Consider the following 19,806-nt stretch of genomic DNA (forward strand, 5'->3'; position numbering starts at 1 on the left):
CTGTTCCACAGTAGGGGCTGAGGGTGGGGCTGAGGTGAGATCTGACCAGCGTCGGCTCAGATCCAGGACGGCAGCCACATCCGCAGCCGCCATTGGTCGGTGGGGAGGAGCTCGCCGGTCCACAGGGGCAGGAAGAACACGGAGACCGCTGTGGCCAGCAGGACGAAGCAGAGCACGATCACTGTGTTGCGCCGCTGCAGCTCGCGATGCTGTCTCCGACCGGAACTGTGGCCTGCTCGCAGGACCAGGGCGGCCAGCACCACCACAGTGAGGATGACGAACGGGTGGAAGCTGATCGTATAGAAGAAGAACATCGTGCGGTCTGGGAACAGCAGCCACACCGCACACCCGCCGGCGTAGCCGGCCAGGATCGCGCCGTAGCGCCAGTCCCTGCGGCCCAGCCACAGCAGCAGCACCACCACGACGCCGATCAGTGCGGTCCACCAGATCAGCGGGTTGGCCAGATCCAGGATGGCTGAGGAGCAGGACTCCGCCCGGCAGAGCGCCTCATCGCCCCATGGGACGGTCTCACCCTGCTCATAGGACTGGTAGTGCATGGAGACCGGACGGCCCATGAACAGCCAGGTCCAGGGGGAGGAGGCGTAGTCGTGACCGTCGGTCAGACCCTGATGAAAGCTCGTAGCCTCAGTGTGATACGCCCACAGCGACCGCAGCGGGCCGGGGACCAGCGAGCCCAGCCCTTCGGCGGCATGCTGGGTGTGCCATTGCCGATGCGAGCCGGACGAGGTCATCAGCCAGCCGGCCCAGGAACTCACATAGGTCGCCAGGATCAGCGGCAGCACAGTGACCGCAGCCCACGGCAGATCCCGGGTCAGACCGCTGAGAGCCCAGCGCCGGATGCCTGCGGCGCGGCGGGCCTGCAGATCCCACAGCACCACCATGAGACCGAACACGGCGACGAAGGCCAGCGCGGAGAGCTTGACCGCCGTGGCCGCACCGAGCAGGATTCCAGCGGCGAAGAGCCAGGGGCGCCAGAGCAGCCAGGGCCCGGTGTGACGCGGCCCGGTGTGACCTTGGGGCGGGTCTGGCCGGGCGTGGACCCAGGCGGCCAGTCGGCGTCGGGTGCTGTACCGGTCCATCAGCAGGGCGCCGAAGGCGGCCAGGATGAAGAGCATCAGGAAGATGTCCAGCATGGCCACCCGGCTCATCACCAGGTGGTGTCCTTCCACAGCGGTCAGCACGCCGGCCACTGCACCCAGGAATACGGAGCGGAACATCCGCTGAGCGATCAGGGTGATCAGCAGGACGCTCAGCGTTCCGGCGACGGCGGCAGAGACGCGCCAGCCGAAGCCCGATTCGAACCCGAAGAGGTGGATCCCTAGGGCGATCAGCCATTTGCCCAGCGGAGGATGGACCACGTAGGAACCCTCGTCCGTGGGTGCGGCGGTGCCGGCGAGCCACATGTCATCGGCGCCCTCGGGCCAGACCAGCTCATGACCTGCCAGCAGCAGGGCGTAGGCGTCTTTGGCGTAGTAGGTCTCGTCGAAGATCAGCAGATGCGGGTCGTCCAGACCGCGCAGGCGCAGGGCTGCAGCCAGCACAACGATGAGCAGCGGCACCAGCCAGCCCCAGAGTCCCGGGCGGTAGGGCCGCGCACCCAGCTTCTCCTCCATCGTCGCTATGCTACTTGCACCATGGGACATGACACCGACTCCCTCTGGGAGACACCCATCGTGCTGGCCGCGACTCCGATCGGGAACCTGGGCGATGCCACTGACCGACTGCGACGACTGCTGCTGAGCGCCGAGATCGTCGCTGCTGAGGACACCCGCAGGGCTCGGCATCTCTGCCAGGCCCTGGGGATCACCGCACCAGGGCGCTTTGTGAGCCTGCACGAACACAATGAAGCCTCACGGGCCCAGGAGATCCTGGCTGCGGCAGAGGAGGGAACTACGGTGCTGGTGGTCTCCGACGCCGGCATGCCGGCCGTCTCGGATCCGGGGTTCCGCCTGGTCAGCGCGGCCATCGAAGCCGGTGTGGGGGTCACTGTGGCCCCGGGTGCCTCAGCTGTTACCACGGCCTTGGCGCTGTCCGGTCTGCCCACTGACTGCTTCACCTTCGCCGGGTTCCTGCCGCGGAAGGCCAGCGACCGGCGTCGTCTGCTCGAGCGCCTGGCTGGGGAGGACTGGACCACAGTGCTCTTCGAGTCGCCACACCGGGTCACGGCGACGCTGGAGGAGATGGCCCGCGAGCTCGGCCCCACGCGTCCCGTGGCCCTGTGCCGGGAGCTGACCAAACGGCACGAGGAGGTGCTCCGGGGCAGCCTCGGTGAGCTGGCGGAGGCCCTGGCCCAACGGCAGGAGCAGGGCTCGGTGAAGGGTGAGATCGTTCTGGTGCTCGGTGGGGCGGATCTGGCTGAGAGCGGCGTCGAGCCTTCCCTGGAGGAGCTGGCTCAGCAGGTGCTCGACCGTGCCGCGGCGGGGGAGAAGCTCAAAGCGGCGGCTAAGGAGATCGCAGACGGGCGCACCGTGAGCTCCAGGGAGCTCTACGACGCGGCACTGGCGCTGCGCACCTGAGATCCCCGGCGCGGAGGCCGCAATGATCCTCTCGCCGCAACACTGAGGAAACATATTCGTTGCTCACGGCAAACTGGCCGAAACGCGCGCTGGCTAGATTATTGCTCTACGAGCGAGTAATGTCTCGCTACATTGTGAGGTGAAACACACTCGCACCGAGCATTCGTGAGGAATGAGACACATGAGCACTACAGATTCGCCGCTGTTCGCGGCGGCTGCAGGGGACGAACAGTCCGCGGTCCAGGGGATCGCGGAGACCATCGACGGATGGTTCGCGAGCATCAACGAGGTGCTGGGCGCGATCATCTTCGCCGAAGTGCCCATCGGGGATACCCAAGCCCAGGTCGTGGTGCTGTGGTCGATCTTCGCGGCCGTCGCATTCTCGATCTACTTCGGCTTCGTCCAGCTGCGCACCCCGAAGGTGAGCTTGGAGACGGTGCGGGGCCGGTGGACCACAGACAAGGACCCCGGGGAGGTCACCCACTTCCAGGCGCTCACGTCCGCGACTGCGGCCACCGTGGGCCTGGGCAACATCGCCGGAGTGGCCGCGGCAGTCTCCATGGGCGGGCCCGGCGCCACCTTCTGGATGATCCTGGCCGGCATCTTCGGCATGTGCACCAAATTCGTGGAGTGCACCCTCGGCGTGAAGTACCGCTATATCGATGAGGACGGCGTCGTCCACGGCGGCCCATTCCAGTACCTGAAGGTCGCCTTCGCCAAGCTCGGCCGCATCCCCGTGGCCATCATCACCGGCATCTTCGCCGTGGCGATCATCCTCTTCGGCGTGGTCGGCGGCGGCATGTTCCAGTCCAACCAGGCCTACTCGCAGCTGCGCGCCGCCACCGGCGGCGAGGACGGCTTCTTCGGCAACGAGATCGTGGCCCTGATCTTCGGCATCATCTTCGCCGCGCTGGTCGGCGTCGTGATCATCGGTGGCATCAAGTCCATCGGCAACGTCACCGCCAAGCTGGTCCCGGCCATGGCCGCGGTCTACGTGGCGGCCTGCCTGGTCGTCATCGGCGCGAACTTCAGCCAGATCCCGTCGGCCGTGGGCGCGATCTTCGAGGGCGCCTTCTCCCCGGAGGGCATCCAGGGCGGCGTGCTCGGCGTGATCATCATCGGTGTCATGCGTGCGGCGTTCTCCAACGAGGCCGGCATCGGCTCGGCTCCGATCGCTCACTCGGCGGTCAAGACCCGTCGCCCGGTCTCAGAGGGCTTCACCGCCATCCTCGAGCCCTTCATCGACACCGTGGTGGTCTGCACCATGACCGCCCTGGTGATCATCTTCGCCTGGCCGCCGGAGTACGACGAGGCCCTGGCCGCCGGCGAGGGCGATGTGGCGCTGACCTCCGCGGCGTTCAACACCTTCATTCCCGGGTTCGACGTCATCCTGACCGTCGCGGTGCTGCTCTTCGCCTTCTCCACGGTGATCACCTGGTCCTACTACGGCATCCAGGCCTGGCGCCATCTCTTCGGCAAGAGCCAGCTCTCGGACACGCTGTTCCGGGTGTTCGTGCTGGTGCTGATCGTGACGGGCTGCCTGGTGACCGTGGGCAACATCTTCGAGATCGCCGACTCGGCGCTGTTCGCCTGCATCTTCATCAACGTCCTCGGCTGCGCGATCCTCGCGCCGCGGGTCAAGGAGGAGATGAAGCAGTACCTGGCCGACCGCAAGGCCGGCCGGCTCCTGGAGGACCCGGAACCCCTGCCGCACCAGATCAAGGAGCAGCAGAAGGTCGACGCCGAGCGGTGAGCCGCCGGCCCTCCGGATAACACCAGGAGATTCAGGTGCCCCGCGGGGTGGGCCGGTACGCCGGTCCCTCCCGCGGGGCACTTTTCTGCCCTGGCGCGTTCTCACCCCCGAGTTGTTTGGGCGAAGACTTGCCGTCTCAGAAGGATTTCAGGCGTGAGACGGCAAGTCTTCGCCCAAACAACGGGGGCTGTGGAGAACTCCCGCCGCTGCTTTCCGTTTCTCGGCAGAATCAGGGCATGCGTCGCCCCGAGGCCCTGCCCCAGAGATGGAATGGCTGTACCCTCACCCCTGCTCTCCTGCGGGCCGAGGGGATCCACCCGCAGCGACTGCGCCGGGCTGACACCGACCGCGTCTTCTACGGGTTCTATCGCCAGGACGCAGACCAGCTGACCTTGGGGATGAGGGCTGTGCTGCTCGCCGAGGAGCTGCCGGACTGCGTGGTCTCCGACGTCACGGCTGCCCGCGTGCTGGGCCTGCACCTTCCCTGGGAGGTCGCCCGCGACGACGCCGTCCACCTCACTCAGCCTGCGGGCACCGCGCGCCGCATCCGCCGGCACGGTGTGACCAGTCACCGACGAGAGCTTCGAGAGGGGCAGGTCATGCTGATCGGGGGCGTGCCGGTCACGACGCCGGCGCGGACCTGGTTCGACCTCGCGGCTCGGTGTTCGCTGACCAGCGTGGTCGCCTTCGGGGACCAGTTGGTGCGTCAGCCGCGGCAGAGGTTCGAGGGCCGGGACGAACCCTTCGCTTCGCTGAGGGAGTTGGTCGGCGTCGTCGAAGAGGCCGGACGGGTGCCGGGCAAGGCCCGGGCGAAGGAAGCGCTGGGACTGATCCGCGTGGGGGCGGACTCGTTCAAAGAGACGGAGCTGCGGCTGGCTCTGGTGGATGCTGGCCTGCCCGAGCCGGAGCTGCAGGTGCCGGCGGATCCGGCGGATCCGTTCAGCCACCCGGCGGATATGGGCTATCCCGGGCTGAAGATCGCCATCCAGTATGACGGTGGGACGCACTTCGACCCTGACCAGCAGCGACGAAACCAGCGGCGGGACAACGACTTCCATGCCCAGGGGTGGCTGCTGCTCTGCTACAACAGCTCAGATGCGCAGAACGGTTTCCGTCGTGCGGTCTCGCAGGTTCGATCAGCAGTCCGCCTCCGTGCCACTTGAGTTGTTTGGGCGAAGAGTTGCTGTCTCAGGGTCGAAATCCCGCTGAGACGGCAACTCTTCGCCCAAACAACGCGGGGAGCAGCCCCGGTAGAGTGGGGGACCGTGAGTGAAGCGCGTGACGATCAGCAGAGCCCGACGCCGGCTGACCCGGCTGCCGATGGGGCGGTGACCCCCGGGGCGCCCTTCTCCGGCGAGCACCTCCGAGGCGAGTCCACCTCGGACCGGCCCACCTCGGACCGGCCCACCTCGGACCGGCCCACACCCGGGCAGACGCCGCCGGCCTACCTGCCCAAGGAGCAGCAGGCGCCCGAGGACGGCCCAGTGCGCAGCGCGACGGAGGAGAAGTCCAAGAAGAAGCGTCGCCTGGACTACCCTCCGGCTCCGGAGCCGCTGCGGGTGCCGGTGATCGACAACCACGCCCACCTGGACTTCCGCGACGGCCAGGTCGCCGTCAGCCTGACCCAGCACCTGGACACCGCCGCCGCTCTGGGCGTGGCCGGGGCCGTCTGCGTGGGCTATGACGTCGCCTCGAGCGAGTTCTCCGTGCAGGCCGCGAACTCGGATCCGCGCGCCAAGGCCGCCGTGGCCCTGCATCCCAACGACGCCCCCGAGCTGGCCGAGCGGGGAGAGTACGACTCCGCCTTCGCCCGGATCGCCGAGCTCGCCGCCGACGAGCAGGTCGTGGCCGTGGGTGAGACCGGTCTGGACTACTTCCGCACCGGCGAGGAGGGCGTGGCCGCCCAGCAGCGCAGCTTCCGCGACCACATCGCCCTGGCCGTCGAGCGCGGCCTGGCCATGCAGATCCACGACCGCGACGCCCATCAGGACGTCGTCTCCATCCTCAAGGACGCGCCGGAGCTGCCGCGCAGCGTGGTCTTCCACTGCTTCTCCGGCGACGCCGAGCTGGCCCGCATCTGCAACGAGAACGGCTGGTACATGTCCTTCGCCGGGACCGTCACCTTCAAGAACTCCTCGGATCTGCGCTCGGCGCTCGCCGTGGCCGACCCGCACCTGATCCTGGTGGAGACGGACACCCCCTTCCTCACCCCGCACCCCTACCGCGGCCAGCCCAACGCCCCGTACCTGATCCCGCAGACCATGCGCCTGATGGCCCAGACCCGCGGACTCGAGGACGACGCTGGCCTGGACAGCCTCTGTCAGCAGGTCATGCTCAACACCACCCAGGCCTACGGGAGCTGGACGTGAGCGGTGCCCAGAACCCTCCGGAGAACCCCCTGAACCCCACCGACCCCGCCGACGACGCCGACGGCGCCAGCCTGCCTCCGCTGCTCTCGGCCGCCCATATCCGTGATCTGGCCGCGGGCCTCAGCGTGCACCCCACCAAGCAGTGGGGGCAGAACTTCGTCATCGATCCCAACACCATCCGGCGGATCGTCGGGCTGGCGGAGCTGGACGGCTCCGAGCATGTCCTGGAGGTGGGACCCGGGCTGGGCTCGCTGACCCTGGGGCTGCTGGATGAGGCCGCTCAGGTCACCGCCGTGGAGATCGACCCCACGCTCGCCGCTCAGCTGCCCGAGACCATCCAGACCATGCGCCCGGAGAAGGCGGAGAACCTGACCGTGGTCCAGGACGACGCCCTCCGGGCTGCCCCGGAGCGCCTGGGCGCGCCCAGCGTCCTGGTGGCCAACCTGCCCTACAACGTGGCGGTCCCGGTGGTCCTGCACCTCCTGCAGGTCCTGCCCTCTCTGCAGAAGGGTTTGGTCATGGTCCAGGAGGAGGTCGCGGACCGACTCTGCGCTGGACCCGGCTCCAAGATCTACGGGGTGCCCAGTGTCAAGGCCGCCTGGGACACCCGAATGCGCAAGGCGGGAGTCGTCGGCAAGAAGGTCTTCTGGCCTGAGCCGCGGATCTCCTCGGGCCTGGTGCGCTTCGACCGCCGCGAACCGATCAGCTCCGAGGTCACCCGTGAGGAGACCTTCGCCGTCATCGACGCCGCCTTCGCTCAGCGCCGCAAGACTCTGCGCGCCGCGCTCTCGGGACTCGCCGGCTCCGGACCTGCCGCTGAGGAGGCGCTTCGTGCTGCCGGTGTGGAGCCCTCGGCCCGTGGCGAGACGCTGGACGCGGCGGCCTATGCGCAGATCGCCCTGGCGCTGCGGCGGTAGAGTTTCCTCCATGCGAGACAGCGAATTCTTCGGCCACGTGACCGCCGTCGCCCCGGGCAAGGTGAATATGAGCCTGCGCGTGGGACCTCGCCGCGAGGACGGATATCACGATGTGGCCACGCTGTACTTCGCCGTCTCCCTGCACGAGGAGGTCACCGCCGCCCCGCGCCGGGACAGCGCCATCACCGTCAGCCTCTCGGAGCGTTCGGCCTTCACCGAGGTCCAGCATCAGGTCGAGGGCGAGACCGTCACCGCCGCCATCCCGCTGGATGAGCGCAATCTGGCCCACCAGGCCGCTCAGAAGCTGCGTGAGCGCCTGGGGATCACCTCCGGTGTGGACCTGACCATCACCAAGAATGTCCCGGTGGCCGGCGGCATGGGCGGGGGATCGGCCGATGCCGCAGCAGCCCTGGTGGCCTGCTCTGCCCTCTGGGGCGCCGGCCTCTCCAAGGAGCAGCTGGCTGAGGTGGGCGCCGAGCTGGGTGCCGATGTGCCCTTCGCCATCCTGGGCGGCGCCGCCGTCGGGCAGGGCGTGGGCGACGAGCTCTCCCCGCTGCTGACCCGCGGTGAGCTGCACCTGGTCATCGTCCCGGCCAACACGGGCCTGTCCACTCCGGAGATCTACCAGGAGCTGGACGCGATGCGTGAGGAGGCCGGGGTCTCTGCGGAGGAGCCGGAGCTCGACGCCGATCTGGTCCGCGCCGTCTGCACCGCCGACGCTGAGATGGTCGCCACGCTGATGACCAACGAGCTGCAGGCCCCGGCGGTGCGGAAGATCCCTTCCCTGGACCGGATGATGGATGCGGGTCTGCTGGAGGGCGCTATGCAGGGCATGGTCTCCGGCTCGGGGCCCACGGTGGTCTTCCTGACCCGCGACGCCGCCGCAGCCGGTCAGCTGGCCACCAGTCTGGAGGAGCGCACCGACGTGTGGGCGATCCCGGTCACCGGCCCCGCTCCGGGCGCACGGCTGCTCACCTCGCGCAGCTGAGGGCAGGGCCCGCGTTCAGCCCGTGGTGGTGCTGATTCCGGTGATCAGCGCCAGCACGGCCCCGGCGAAGGCCATGCCGATCACCGTGCGCCGGACGATCTCGTGCGGGATCCGCTTCTGCAGCACGGTGCCCACCAGCAGTCCGGCGACGATCATCACCGCGCAGCTGAGCCACACCCACCAGGACAGTCCCGGCAGGCCGTCCTCGCTGAAGCCCCATTTGGTGGCCAGCGAGGCACAGGAGACCACGATCCAGATCGGCTGCAGGGTCGCGGCGAAGGTCACCACATCCCACCGGGTCAGCACGCTGTAGACCGTCATGGCCGGGCCCCCGACGCCGGCGGTCACAGCCCCGGCCCCGGTGCCGATCCCGGCCAGCACCCGTGCGGTGCGGCTGTCGGGAACTGCGGTGGCGCGGCTGAGCACCACGGTCAGGGAGAGCCCTACCAGCACCAGGCTGGCCACCACGATGTAGAGCGGCCCCGGAGGGCTGAGTGCGGCCGCCCAGCCGCAGAACGGGATGGTCACCGTGGCCACCGCACCGATCCACAGCGCTCGTCTCCACTGGATGTGCTTCCAGACGAAGCCCAGCATCAGCACCGGGGCCACCAGGGCCAGGAAGTTGGTGAGCATGACCCCGTCATGGGGTCCCAGGAAGACCACCAGGAAGGGGGCGAGGACCATCGCGAAGCCCAGCCCGGTGATGCGCTGGACGACGGCGGCGAAGGCCACCAGGACGATGATGGTCAGGTTGAGGATCAGCTCGGCGGAGATCTCCACGGCGCGCGGCTCAGCTGTCCACGACGGCGAAGTCGCGGGAGGCTCCCTCGCGCAGGGAGACGATCTCGGTGCCGGTGAGCCGGCCGATCTGGCGGTTCAGGAGCCCCCGACCGCGGTCGGAGAGCAGCTCGTCATGGATCGGGATGCTGTACGGGGGAACACCGGCCTGGGAGTCCTCTGCCGTGCCGGCTTCCGCGGCGGCATCGCCCAAAGCGCGCAGGAACTCCACCTGCTCCTTCATCGCCGCCCAGGGTCCCATCAGGGGCAGCGCCAGGACCTCGACGCCGGCCGGTGCGGTGTCCAATGCGTCGCCCGGGTGGAAGAACACGGGCTCGCCCTCGGCGCGGAGCACATAGCCGATGTTGTGGACCCGGGGGATGTCCTCGTGGATGACCGCATGGTCTCCACCGACAGTCTCCACGGCGACCTCTCCGACGGAGAGGACCTCTCCGGGGGAGACGGTGCGGGCGCCTGGGAGCTCGGCGGTCTGATCCACGTCATCGGCGGTGACCACGAGGGCCTGCGGATTCTGCTCCAGCAGGGCCGGGACGTGCTCAGGGTCCACATGATCGGGATGCTGGTGTGTGATCAGCACAGCGTCGAGTTCAGTGGTCCCGTGCCAGAGCCCGGAGAAGTTCCCGGGATCGATCAGGATCCGCTGACCTGCCGCCTCGACCAGTACGCATGCATGTCCGAGATGTGTGATCCGCATGGGGCCATATTCTCATAGCCGCGGTTTCTCCCAGCCGCAGTTTCCCATAGCCGCTGTGCGGCCTCTATGCGCCGGGCGGCTCAGCCTTCGACGATCTCGCTGGCCTCCAGCCAGGCCTCCTCCGCCTCGGCCAGTTCGGCCTCGATCCCGTTGAGTTCGGTCTGCAGGCCGGAGAGCTTCTCCAGGTCCACCGCCTCAGAGGCCGCGGCCATCTGGTCGTGGAGCTCAGCTCGGCGGGCCGAGAGCTTCTCCATCTGCCGCTCCACCCGCTGCATGGTCTTCTGCGCCTGACGCTGCTGGGCCGAGCTGCTGGCACCCGACTTCGCCGCACTCGCCTTCCCGGCGCCCGAGCTCCCGGCCTCGGAGGCCCCGGCCGCAGCAGCCCCGGCGCCGGGTGCGGTGGCCGGTGCGGCGGCCGGTGCGGCCGGCGTCGCGCTGGCTGAGCTCTCGCCGCGGTACCGGCGGCCGTCCACCGGCGGTGCGGGCTCCTTGCCCTCACGGATGCGCAGGTACTGCTCCACCCCGCCGGGCAGCGCACGGATCTTGCCGTCTCCCAGCAGGGCGATCTGGTGATCGGTCACGCGTTCCAGCAGGTAGCGGTCATGGCTGACCACGATCAGCGTTCCCGGCCAACCGTCCAGCAGATCCTCCACTGCGGCGAGGGTGTCGGTGTCCAGATCGTTGGTGGGCTCATCGAGCATGAGCACATTGGGCTCGCCGGTCATCAGCTTCAGCAGCTGCAGACGCCGCCGCTCACCGCCGGAGAGATCGCCCACCGGCGTCCACTGGCGGGTCCGGTCGAAGCCGACGGTCTCCAGCAGCTGGCCGGCCGACATCTCCTTGCCGCCGACGTCGAAGACGCTCTTGTCCTCCGTCATGACTTCGTGGACGCGCATGCCGGCGCGTTCGCGCAGCTCATCCACCTCCTGGGTGAGGATCGCGGTCCGCACCGTCTTGCCCCGCTTGACCCGGCCGCCCTCAGGCTCCGTCCGCCCGTCCAGCAGGCGCAGCAGCGAGGACTTGCCGGCACCGTTGACACCGACGACGCCGACCCGCTCGCCCGGTCCCAGCCGCAGGGTGACCTCGTCGAAGAGGGTCTTGGGTCCGCTGTCGCCTTCGCTGACCGAGAGGGTGACGTCTTCGACGTCGAGCACGTCCTTGCCCAGTCGGGCGGTGGCCATCTTCTTCAGCTGCACCTCATCCCGGTGCTCAGGGACGTCGTTGATCAGAGCGGTGGCGGCGTCCACGCGGAACTTGGGCTTGGAGGTCCGAGCGGGGGCTCCGCGGCGCAGCCAGGCCAACTCCTTCTTCACCAGCTGCTGGCGCTTCTGCTCCTCCACCGCTGCGGCACGGTCCCGTTCGGCGCGGGCCAGGGTGTAGGCGGCGTAGCCGCCGTCGAAGGCGTCCACTGTGGCGTCATGGACCTCCCAGGTCAGGGTGCAGACCTCATCGAGGAACCAACGGTCATGGGTGACCACCAGGAAGGCGCCCTCGCCGGACTTCCACCGGCGCTTGAGGTGGTCGGCCAGCCAGGCCACACCTTCGACGTCGAGGTGGTTGGTGGGCTCATCGAGCATGAGCACGTCGTGATCACCCATGAGCAGCTTGGCCAGGGCCACACGGCGGCGCTGGCCGCCGGAGAGTTCGCCCACCGGCTTCTCCCAGTCCAGGCCGGTCAGCAGGCCGGAGGCGATGTCACGCATCTTCGGGTCAGAGGCCCACTCGTGTTCGGCCATGTCGCCGACCACGGCCTGGCGCACCGAGTCCTCGTGGAGCAGCACATCGGACTGGTCCAGGAAGCCCACACCGGTGCCGCCGCGCCAGGTGACCTGGCCGGCGTCGGGCTGCTCCTTGCGCGCGAGCAGGCGCATCAGCGTGGATTTGCCGTCGCCGTTGCGGCCGACGATCCCGATCCGGTCGCCGGCGTCGATGCCCACAGTGATGTCGTCCAGGACGGTGCGGGTGCCGAACGTGATGGTGAGCCCTTCGGCCCCGAGGAGGTGGAGTCCTTGCTGAGTTGCCATAGGGGATCCAGGGTACCGGGGAGACTGCCATGTGGCTTCCCGCGGGGCGGATGATCGTAGACTGAACGACTGTGGGCGACATCTTTGCCGGACGGTACGAACTGGTCGACCCCCTCGGCGAGGGCGGGTCGGGCACGGTCTGGCGCGTCTGGGACCATAAGCGGCACCGCTACTGTGCCGCCAAGGTCCTGCGTCAGGTCGATGCCACGTCGCTGCTGCGCTTCATCCGGGAGCAGAGTCTGAGGCTGGAGCATCAGCATGTGCTCGCCCCCACCGGCTGGGCCGGTGAGGATGACAAGGTCCTGTTCACCATGCCGATGATCCGCGGGGGATCGGTGGCCACGCTGGTGGGCGACTTCGGCCCGCTGCCGCCGCGCCTGGTGGTCCTGCTGCTGGATCAGTTGCTCACTGCCCTGGAGGTGCTGCACGCTGAGGGCATCGTCCACCGGGACGTGAAGCCGGCGAATCTTCTGCTGGACTCCTCCGGACGCGGGTACCCGAATCTGTGGCTGGGTGACTTCGGCATCGCCGCCGGAGCCGATGAGCCGCGGCTGACCACCGGGCCCTACGCTCTGGGCACGCCGGGATACCTCGCCCCCGAATGCATGACCCGCGGCTGGGAGCCGGATCCGAAGGCTGATCTCTATGGCGCGGGGATGTGCGCGGTGGAGATGATCACCGGGATGAAGCCGGAGCGGGGGACCGAGGCCGCCGAGGCGCTGGCCGAGGCCGACCTGCCCTATGAGCTGCCGCAGACGCTGATCGATGTGGTCCACCGGCTGGCCGCCCCGAGCATGACTGCCCGCTTCGACTCAGCAGGGGCTGCCAAGAGCCGCCTGTGGGAGGCCGGACTGATGCCGCAGGACGTCCCGCCGGAGCAGATCCTGGGCGAGGTGGAGCTCTTCGACCACATCCCGCCGCTTCCCGAGGGATGGCAGGAGGCTGAGGAGGCTCCGGAGGTGCAGACGCCCGAAGTGCAGGCGTCCGGGGTGCAGGGACCGGAGACGCCCGGTGCGGTGCCCGCCCAAGGTCATGGCGAGCCGACCCAGATGATGGGCATCCGCAGTGTCCCGACGGCGGTGGCCCATCAGGCGCCGCCGCCTCAGTGGAATGCTCCTCAGCCGCCCCAATCTCCTCAGTCGCCCCAGTCTCCTCAGTCGCCCCAGTCTCCTCAGTCGCCCCAGTCTCCTCAGCCCGGCCCGCTTCCACAGCCCACCGGGGCTCTCCCGATGATGCCGCCCAGCGGTCCGCAGCCCTACCGCAGTGGGGCGGGGAAGAGCGTCGCGATCGCAGCGGGACTGCTGGGACTGGGCGTGCTGCTGCTGGCCATCACCATCTGGCTGGCCACCTACTGAGCTGCCGACCTCCTGCTCAGCTGCTGACCTCGCGCCCGCCCGCTGACCACCTGCTCAGTATCTCTGCGGACTGTTCCTCTGGTGCTGGCGGATGGCGCGGACCATGAAGAGCGAGCCGGTGGCCATCATCAGCAGCGCGAAGGCGCCGATGCTCAGCACCAGACCGGTGGATTCGCCCAGGCTGCGCACCCGCTCCAGGGCAGACATCTGGTCCCGCTGCTCCTCTTCGGCGGCCTTAGCGGCCGCGGCCTCGTTCTGCGGGCCGAACGGCGGCTGGGCATCGGTGAGCCCGTCGGCATAGGCGGGAGCTGCCGTCTCCGGGTCCTCCCATTCGTAGGTCTCCAGCGTCAGGAGGTAGTCCAGGTCGGCATCTGCCTCAGTGCTGCTCTCGGCGTCATCGGCGGCCACGGCCAGGTAGTACTCACCGGCCACTGTGGCGGAGGACCAGGAGTCGTAGCGGTTGCTCCAGTTCACCGGATCGGTGGTCGTGCGCAGCTCGGCGGTGTCGCCGAAGCTCAGCCGCGCATACTCGCCCTCGTGCAGGCCCCGCATCGGGTCCAGGACAGCCAGCGAGACAGAATCCACCGAGTCCACCATGCCGGTGTCCGGGAAGTAGGCCTCGGCCTGAAGGTATTCGCCCCAGGTCAACGGGATGCTGAAGATCTGAAGCTCGCCGGGGGAGATGGTCGCGTCATAGGTGCTGCCGGCCTCCACCGAGGGTACGTCGGTGAAGTCGCTGCCGGGATCTGCCGCGATGGAACCGGAGATGTTGCGCCCCATCTCCGTCCACTCGAGGTCGGAGTAGTCGGGCTCCTCGTCCGAGCCTTCCGCGTCCTCGGCAGTGGGTTCCTCATAGATGAGCAGCTCGTAGGGCTGGCCGGTCAGATCGTCCTCCTCCCAGCCCTCGCCCACTGACAGGACGAGCTCCTCAGCCTGGCCGCAGAGGTCCTCCTCATCGGCGTCGAGGTCTGTGGCCGTTCCGCTGGCGATCTGGCTGGTGCGCAGCCGTCCGCGGGTCTCCGGCACCGTGCCGGAGTCGGTGGTGCTGGCGCAGTCCTCACCGTCCCAGGTGCTCAGCTCGATGCTGTAAGCGTCCATCTCCTCGCCGCCGCCGTCGTGGTCGGTGGTGAGGCTGACATGGAGGGTGGAGCCGTCCATTGCGCGCGGGATCCGGTAGTAGAGCTCTCCGTCGCTGACGAATTCGTCGGTGTAGGCCGCTCCGGGACTGAGCTCCAGGGCATCGCCCAGGTGGGTGCCGCCGGAGACCGGAGTCCCGCTGAGCGTGACGTCGGAGTGACCGGCGTCGCCGTCGGCGCGTGCCTCCGGTGCAGTGAGGGCCACCAGCAGCCCGACCAGGCTGAGGCCGGCCACAGTCCGGTAGGGGAATCTGATCGTCATCTCGCCACGTTCCTGGTCGGGGACCTGCCGCAGATCCATGGTCTGCTCCTTCTCAGCCTACTGAACTCTGCCCCGCATGAGGCGCCCCAAGTGTTTACGGCAGCAACGCTAGGCACTTGCGAAAGCAAAGTCAACGGGATGCGAGCGAACATTCCTTTGCCGATGCACAATGGAGGGGCAGCATCATGACGAGCAGAGGAGTGAGAGTGCCGACAGAGGAGAACCGCGCCGAGGTGGGTCGCGAGCAGCAGAAGCAGGCCTATGGGGAGCCTCTGTCCGAGGTCTTCAGCCGCTTTCGCGAGGCCTTCGGCCTGAACCAGTCCGAGCTGGCCCTCGTGTTGGGCATCTCTGCGCCTATGCTCTCCCAGCTCAACAGCGGTCAGCGCGTCAAGATCGGCAATCCGGCCGTCATGCAGCGCCTGCAGCGCTTGGAGGACCTGGTCGGCCAGATCCAGTCCGGCACTCTCCCCAGTGACCAGGTTCCGGCCAAGCTGGAGGAGGTCAAGGCGTCCACCGGGCGGCTGACGCGCAGCACCACTGCGGTGGTCCCGGTGGAGGCCGACGACGAGTCCGTCGTGGCCGGAATGCGTAACCTGCTGCGCGCCGTGGCCTCCGGCCAGGAGATCCGCACCGCCGCCGATGCCCTCGAGTCCGACCACCCGGGTCTGGCTCAGGTGCTGCGCCTCTATGGCACCGGGCCCCTGGAGCCGGCCCGCGAGCACTACGGCGCTCATAAGGAGCTGTTCTGAGTCAGGGGTTCCGAGGATCGTTCTGAGGCTCGGGCAACTCGGTGATGGAGGAGCTCGTCAGATAGAGTTCTCTGTGCATCCCTGTCAGTCCGCCATGGTGTAATCGGCAACACTCCGGTTTTTGGTACCGGCATTCTAGGTTCGAGTCCTAGTGGCGGAACGGAGCCACCCGTCTCAAGGAGCAGATCTTCGTGACCACCCCCAGCACCCGTCCGGCAGCAGTCATCGTCCTGGCCGCCGGAGCGGGTACCCGCATGAAGTCCCGCACGCCGAAGATCATGCACAGCATCGGTGGAGTCTCCATGATCGGCCACGCGCTCAACGCGGCCCGCGGCCTGGATCCCGAGCAGCTGGTGGCCGTGGTGCGCCACCAGCGGGAGAAGGTCGCCGAGCACATCACCGCCTTCGCCGAGGAGCACAGCTTCGCGGTGACGCTGGCCGACCAGGACGAGGTGCCCGGCACCGGCCGCGCCGTGGAATGTGGGCTCGAGGCCCTCGCCACCGCAGGCACCCCGGCCGAATCCGGCACGGTGGTGGTCACCTACGGCGATGTCCCGCTGCTGACCACGGAGCTGCTTCACGAACTGGTCTCCACGCACGAGGGGCAGGGCAACGCCGTCACCGTGCTCACAGCCCTGCTGGAGGACGCCTCCGGCTACGGGCGCATCCTGCGGGCCGAGGACGGTTCAGTCACCGGGATCGTCGAGCAGAAGGACGCCACGGAGCAGCAGCGCGAGATCCGTGAGATCAACTCCGGGATCTATGCCTTCGACGCCGCCGTGCTCGGACGCGCCCTGGACCAGGTCACCACAGACAACGCCCAGGGGGAGAAGTACCTCACCGACGTGCTCTCCCTGGCCCGGGCCGAAGGCGGCCGGGTGGCCGCGGTGTCCACCCGGGACCGGTGGCAGGTCGAGGGCGCCAACGACCGCGTCCAGCTGCAGGCCCTCGGCGCCGAGCTGAACCGTCGCATCGTCGAATGGCAGATGCGCCACGGCACCACCGTCATCGACCCGGCCACCACCTGGATCGACTCCACCGTCATCCTGGAGGAGGACACCACCATCCTGCCGGGCACCCAGCTGCACGGGCGCACCCATGTGGAGTGCGACGCCGTCGTCGGGCCGGACAGCACCCTGACCGATGTGATCGTCGGTGAAGGCGCCAAGGTCACCCGGACCCAGGCCGAGGGGGCACGGGTCGGGCCTCGCGCCACCGTGGGCCCCTTCACCTATGTCCGTCCCGGCACCGTGCTGGGCGAAGAGGGCAAGATCGGTGCCTTCTACGAGACCAAGAACGCTGAGATCGGCCGCGGCGCCAAGCTCTCCCACCTCGGCTACGCCGGCGACGCCGTCATCGGCGAGTACACCAACATCGGCTGCGGCAACATCACTGCCAACTACGACGGCGAGAACAAGCACCGCACCGTCATCGGCAGCCATGTGCGGACCTCCTCCAACACCGTCTTCGTGGCTCCGGTGGAGGTCGGCGACGGCGCATACACCGGTGCCGGCGCGGTGGTCCGCAAAGATGTCCCGCCCGGATCGCTGGCTCTGTCCGTGGCTCCGCAGCGCAACTCCGAAGGCTGGGTGGAGCAGAAGCGCCCCGACTCCCAGTCCGCTCAGGCCGCCCAGAAGGCCCGGGGCGACGTCGGCTGAGCCGGTGAACTCACCCCGTCCTTCCCGCATATCCGAATACAGTAGAGTTCCCTTCAGAGACCTTCAGAGAGGCAGCAGGCACCCATGGACGAGATCAGGCTGAGCACCGAGAAGACGATGGTGATCGCCTCCGGGCGGGCACACCCGGAGCTTGCTGAGGAGATCGCCAAGGAGCTCGGCACAGAACTTCTGCCGATGAGCGCCTACGACTTCGCCAACGGAGAGATGTACGTGCGCTCGGCCGAGTCGGTGCGCGGCAAGGACGTGTTCCTGCTCCAGTCCCACCCGGCCCCGCTGAACAATTGGCTCATGGAGCAGCTCATCATGATCGACTCGATGAAGCGCGCCTCCGCCAAGCGGATCACGGTGGTCTCTCCCTTCTACCCCTACTCCCGCCAGGACAAGAAGGGCCGCGGCCGCGAGCCGATCTCGGCCCGCCTGGTGGCGGACCTCTACAAGGCCTCCGGAGCGGATCGGATCATGTCGGTGGACCTGCACACCGCTCAGATCCAGGGCTTCTTCGACGGCCCGGTGGACCACCTGTTCGCGGTGCCGCTGCTGGCCGACCACATCCGGGCCCAGGTGGCCGACGATGAGGTCACCGTGGTCTCCCCGGACACCGGCCGCGTGCGTGTGGCCGAGCAGTGGGCCGAGCGTCTGGGCGGCGCCCCGCTGGCCTTCGTGCACAAGACCCGCGACGTCACCCAGCCCAATAAGGCCGAGTCCAAGCAGGTGGTCGGGCAGATCGAGGGCCGAACCTGCGTGCTCATCGACGACATGATCGACACCGGAGGCACCATCTCCGGTGCGGTGAAGGTCCTCAAGGACGCCGGCGCCAAGGACGTCATCATCGCCGCCACCCACCCGATCTTCTCCGAGCCGGCGGCTGAGCGTCTGGCCGCATCCGGGGCCCGGGAAGTCGTGGTGACCAATACGCTGCCAATCCCGGACGAGAAGCGCTTCGAGCAGCTGACCGTGCTCTCCATCGCGCCGATCCTGGCCACCGCCATCCGCGAGGTCTTCACCGACGGTTCGGTGACCTCACTCTTCGACGGCCACGCCTGAGGCACCGGCTCAGACCGTCCACCCGGTGTAGGCGTCGGCGAAGCAGGTCCGGCCCGACTCCGTGAGGGTGAGGGCATCGAACTCGCCGCGCCGGCGTCGTCGGGTGAAGGAGTTCTCCTCGGGCTGGCGATGCAGCAGCGTGGTGGCCCAGTAGGAGAAGCTCTGCGCCCGCCACACCCGGTCCAGGGCGGTGCGGGAGTACTCGTCCAGCGGGGCCGAGTCCCGCGCGTCGTCAGCGAAGAACGCGGCGATCTGGGGGACCAGTGCCCGCACATCGCAGAAGGCCAGGTTCAGGCCCTTCGCCCCGGTGGGCGGAACTGTGTGGCCGGCATCGCCTGCGAGGACCAGACGGCCCCAGCTCAGCGGCTCGCAGACATAGGAGCGGAACGGCAGCACCGTCTTCTCCAGGATGGGGCCGCGCTGCAGCTGGATGGCTTCCGTCCCGACGACCTGGCCGAGACGGTCATCAGTGCCGCCGTGGAGCGGGCCCCGGGCCTCAGCCCGGAGGCCGCCGAGGAGACGGTCGGTGAGGTGATCTTCGGCAACGCCAACGGCGCCGGTGAGGAGAACCGCAATGTGGCTCGCATGGCCTGGTTGCTGGCCGGGCTGCCCGTCAGCGTTCCCGCCACCACCGTCAATCGGCTCTGCGGCTCCTCCCTGGACGTCGCGATCGGCGCAAGCCGGCAGATCGCGCTGGGGGAGACTGACGTCGTGCTCGCCGGCGGTGTGGAATCCATGTCCCGGGCTCCCTGGGTCCTGCCCAAGACGGAGCGTCCGTTCCCCATGCAGAACCTAGAGCTGGCCAACTCCACGCTGGGATGGCGGCTGATCAACGAGCGCATGCCCGCCGAATGGACCGTCTCCCTGGGCGAGGCCACCGCGCAGTTGCGCGAGAGATACGGCATCACCCGTGAGCGGCAGGACGAGTTCGCAGCGGCCTCCCATGAGAAGGCCGCCGCGGCCTGGGAACAGGGCTTCTATGACGATCTGACCGTGCCGGTGCCCGAGGTGGACCTCGGCTGGGACGAGACCATCCGCGCAGGCGTGACCACGGAGAAGCTCTCCGGGCTCAAGACCGTCTTCCGCGCCCAGGACGGCACCGTCACCGCCGGCAACGCCTCACCCATGAACGACGGGGCCTCGGCGGTCTGGCTCGGCTCCGAGGCCGGTGGCCAGAAGCTCGGCCTGGCTCCTCAAGCGCGGATCGCCGGGTGGGGTGCCGCGGCCAATGATGGACCTGGCCATCGGCGCCAAGGACGTCTTTGTGATGATGAGCCTCTTCGCCAAGGACGGCAGGCCCAAGATCGTGCCTGAGCTGAGCTATCTGGCCACCGGCCTGGGGTGCGTCACCCGGGTCTACACCGACCATGGGGTCTTCCTGATCGACGGCGGGCAGGACCAGCCCCAGGTGGTGCTGCGTGAGGCCTACGGGCTCAGCGTGGAGGAGATCCGGCAGCGCCTGGAGGTCCCCGTGGTGGACGGCACCCGGACCTGAGTCGCC

General features: G+C 68.5%; 17 protein-coding genes, 1 tRNA gene and 1 pseudogene. 13 read left to right on the top strand and 6 right to left on the bottom strand.

From position 1 onward, the window contains the following. Nucleotides 1-56: 56 nt before the first annotated feature. A complete protein-coding gene (locus JOF45_RS02985; RefSeq protein WP_245324111.1) occupies nt 57-1,634 on the bottom strand; it encodes a dolichyl-phosphate-mannose--protein mannosyltransferase in 1,578 nt (525 codons plus the stop codon). A 21-nt stretch (nt 1,635-1,655) separates the two neighbouring features. On the opposite strand from JOF45_RS02985, the gene rsmI reads away from it, so the two are divergent. The 6 genes from rsmI to JOF45_RS03015 all read left to right on the top strand — a co-directional run bounded on the left by rsmI (nt 1,656) and on the right by JOF45_RS03015 (nt 8,564). Next, nucleotides 1,656-2,537 (top strand): 16S rRNA (cytidine(1402)-2'-O)-methyltransferase, encoded by an 882-nt coding sequence (gene rsmI, locus JOF45_RS02990; RefSeq protein ID WP_210047834.1) that lies wholly within the window; start codon nt 1,656-1,658, stop codon nt 2,535-2,537. Between the two features lie 181 nt (nt 2,538-2,718). Further along, on the top strand, nt 2,719-4,290 hold the full coding sequence (locus tag JOF45_RS02995) for an alanine/glycine:cation symporter family protein (protein WP_210047836.1): 1,572 nt from the start codon (nt 2,719-2,721) through the stop codon (nt 4,288-4,290). Between the two features lie 236 nt (nt 4,291-4,526). Continuing rightward, a complete protein-coding gene (locus tag JOF45_RS03000) occupies nt 4,527-5,453 on the top strand; it encodes a PDDEXK family nuclease (RefSeq protein ID WP_210047838.1) in 927 nt (308 codons plus the stop codon). A 285-nt stretch (nt 5,454-5,738) separates the two neighbouring features. Beyond that, nucleotides 5,739-6,659, top strand: coding sequence for a TatD family hydrolase (locus JOF45_RS03005; RefSeq protein WP_210051259.1), 921 nt, complete (start codon nt 5,739-5,741; stop codon nt 6,657-6,659). A gap of 29 nt (nt 6,660-6,688) precedes the next feature. Beyond that, nucleotides 6,689-7,576: a 16S rRNA (adenine(1518)-N(6)/adenine(1519)-N(6))-dimethyltransferase RsmA gene (gene rsmA / locus JOF45_RS03010; RefSeq protein ID WP_210051260.1), complete on the top strand. Its 888-nt coding sequence runs from the start codon at nt 6,689-6,691 to the stop codon at nt 7,574-7,576. A gap of 10 nt (nt 7,577-7,586) precedes the next feature. Beyond that, the gene (locus tag JOF45_RS03015) at nt 7,587-8,564 is read left to right on the top strand and encodes a 4-(cytidine 5'-diphospho)-2-C-methyl-D-erythritol kinase (RefSeq protein ID WP_210047840.1); all 978 of its coding nucleotides are present in this window, start codon (nt 7,587-7,589) and stop codon (nt 8,562-8,564) included. 15 nt (nt 8,565-8,579) lie between these two features. Here JOF45_RS03015 and JOF45_RS03020 read toward each other — a convergent pair whose 3' ends face one another. From JOF45_RS03020 to JOF45_RS03030, 3 genes are all read right to left on the bottom strand, one after another. Then, nucleotides 8,580-9,344 (bottom strand): TSUP family transporter, encoded by a 765-nt coding sequence (locus JOF45_RS03020; RefSeq protein WP_210047842.1) that lies wholly within the window; start codon nt 9,342-9,344, stop codon nt 8,580-8,582. A 10-nt stretch (nt 9,345-9,354) separates the two neighbouring features. Further along, nucleotides 9,355-10,056: an MBL fold metallo-hydrolase gene (locus tag JOF45_RS03025; RefSeq protein WP_210047843.1), complete on the bottom strand. Its 702-nt coding sequence runs from the start codon at nt 10,054-10,056 to the stop codon at nt 9,355-9,357. Between the two features lie 80 nt (nt 10,057-10,136). Beyond that, nucleotides 10,137-12,080 (bottom strand): ABC-F family ATP-binding cassette domain-containing protein, encoded by a 1,944-nt coding sequence (locus JOF45_RS03030; RefSeq protein ID WP_210047844.1) that lies wholly within the window; start codon nt 12,078-12,080, stop codon nt 10,137-10,139. Nucleotides 12,081-12,151: 71 nt separating this feature from the next. Here JOF45_RS03030 and JOF45_RS03035 point away from each other — a divergent pair, with 71 nt between their 5' ends. Continuing rightward, nucleotides 12,152-13,435 carry a serine/threonine protein kinase gene (locus JOF45_RS03035; RefSeq protein ID WP_210047845.1) on the top strand — a complete coding sequence of 428 codons (1,284 nt, stop codon included), beginning with the start codon at nt 12,152-12,154 and terminating at the stop codon, nt 13,433-13,435. Between the two features lie 54 nt (nt 13,436-13,489). Here the strand turns inward: JOF45_RS03035 and JOF45_RS03040 are convergent, their stop codons facing one another. Further along, nucleotides 13,490-14,872: a hypothetical protein gene (locus JOF45_RS03040; protein WP_210047846.1), complete on the bottom strand. Its 1,383-nt coding sequence runs from the start codon at nt 14,870-14,872 to the stop codon at nt 13,490-13,492. 167 nt (nt 14,873-15,039) lie between these two features. Here JOF45_RS03040 and JOF45_RS03045 point away from each other — a divergent pair, with 167 nt between their 5' ends. The 4 genes from JOF45_RS03045 to JOF45_RS03060 all read left to right on the top strand — a co-directional run bounded on the left by JOF45_RS03045 (nt 15,040) and on the right by JOF45_RS03060 (nt 18,305). Further along, nucleotides 15,040-15,582: a helix-turn-helix domain-containing protein gene (locus JOF45_RS03045; RefSeq protein ID WP_210047847.1), complete on the top strand. Its 543-nt coding sequence runs from the start codon at nt 15,040-15,042 to the stop codon at nt 15,580-15,582. 88 nt (nt 15,583-15,670) lie between these two features. Continuing rightward, nucleotides 15,671-15,742: transfer RNA gene (locus tag JOF45_RS03050), tRNA-Gln, on the top strand. A gap of 31 nt (nt 15,743-15,773) precedes the next feature. After that, complete coding sequence (glmU, locus tag JOF45_RS03055; RefSeq protein ID WP_210047848.1) at nt 15,774-17,240, top strand: bifunctional UDP-N-acetylglucosamine diphosphorylase/glucosamine-1-phosphate N-acetyltransferase GlmU; 1,467 nt, start codon at nt 15,774-15,776, stop codon at nt 17,238-17,240. Between the two features lie 84 nt (nt 17,241-17,324). Beyond that, nucleotides 17,325-18,305, top strand: a complete 981-nt coding sequence (locus tag JOF45_RS03060; RefSeq protein WP_210047849.1) for a ribose-phosphate diphosphokinase — start codon at nt 17,325-17,327, stop codon at nt 18,303-18,305. 9 nt (nt 18,306-18,314) lie between these two features. Here JOF45_RS03060 and JOF45_RS13225 read toward each other — a convergent pair whose 3' ends face one another. Further along, on the bottom strand, nt 18,315-18,701 hold the full coding sequence (locus tag JOF45_RS13225) for an FAD-dependent monooxygenase (RefSeq protein ID WP_342591375.1): 387 nt from the start codon (nt 18,699-18,701) through the stop codon (nt 18,315-18,317). Between the two features lie 24 nt (nt 18,702-18,725). On the opposite strand from JOF45_RS13225, the pseudogene JOF45_RS03065 reads away from it, so the two are divergent. Together JOF45_RS03065 and JOF45_RS03070 are read left to right on the top strand one after the other, a co-directional pair. Beyond that, nucleotides 18,726-19,538, top strand: a pseudogene (locus JOF45_RS03065) (thiolase family protein); the annotation flags it as partial. Between the two features lie 34 nt (nt 19,539-19,572). After that, the gene (locus JOF45_RS03070; protein WP_210047853.1) at nt 19,573-19,800 is read left to right on the top strand and encodes a hypothetical protein; all 228 of its coding nucleotides are present in this window, start codon (nt 19,573-19,575) and stop codon (nt 19,798-19,800) included. Nucleotides 19,801-19,806: the final 6 nt, after the last annotated feature.

The organism is Nesterenkonia lacusekhoensis (genome assembly GCF_017876395.1).
In the GTDB taxonomy this organism is placed as follows: Bacteria; Actinomycetota; Actinomycetes; order Actinomycetales; family Micrococcaceae; genus Nesterenkonia; species Nesterenkonia lacusekhoensis.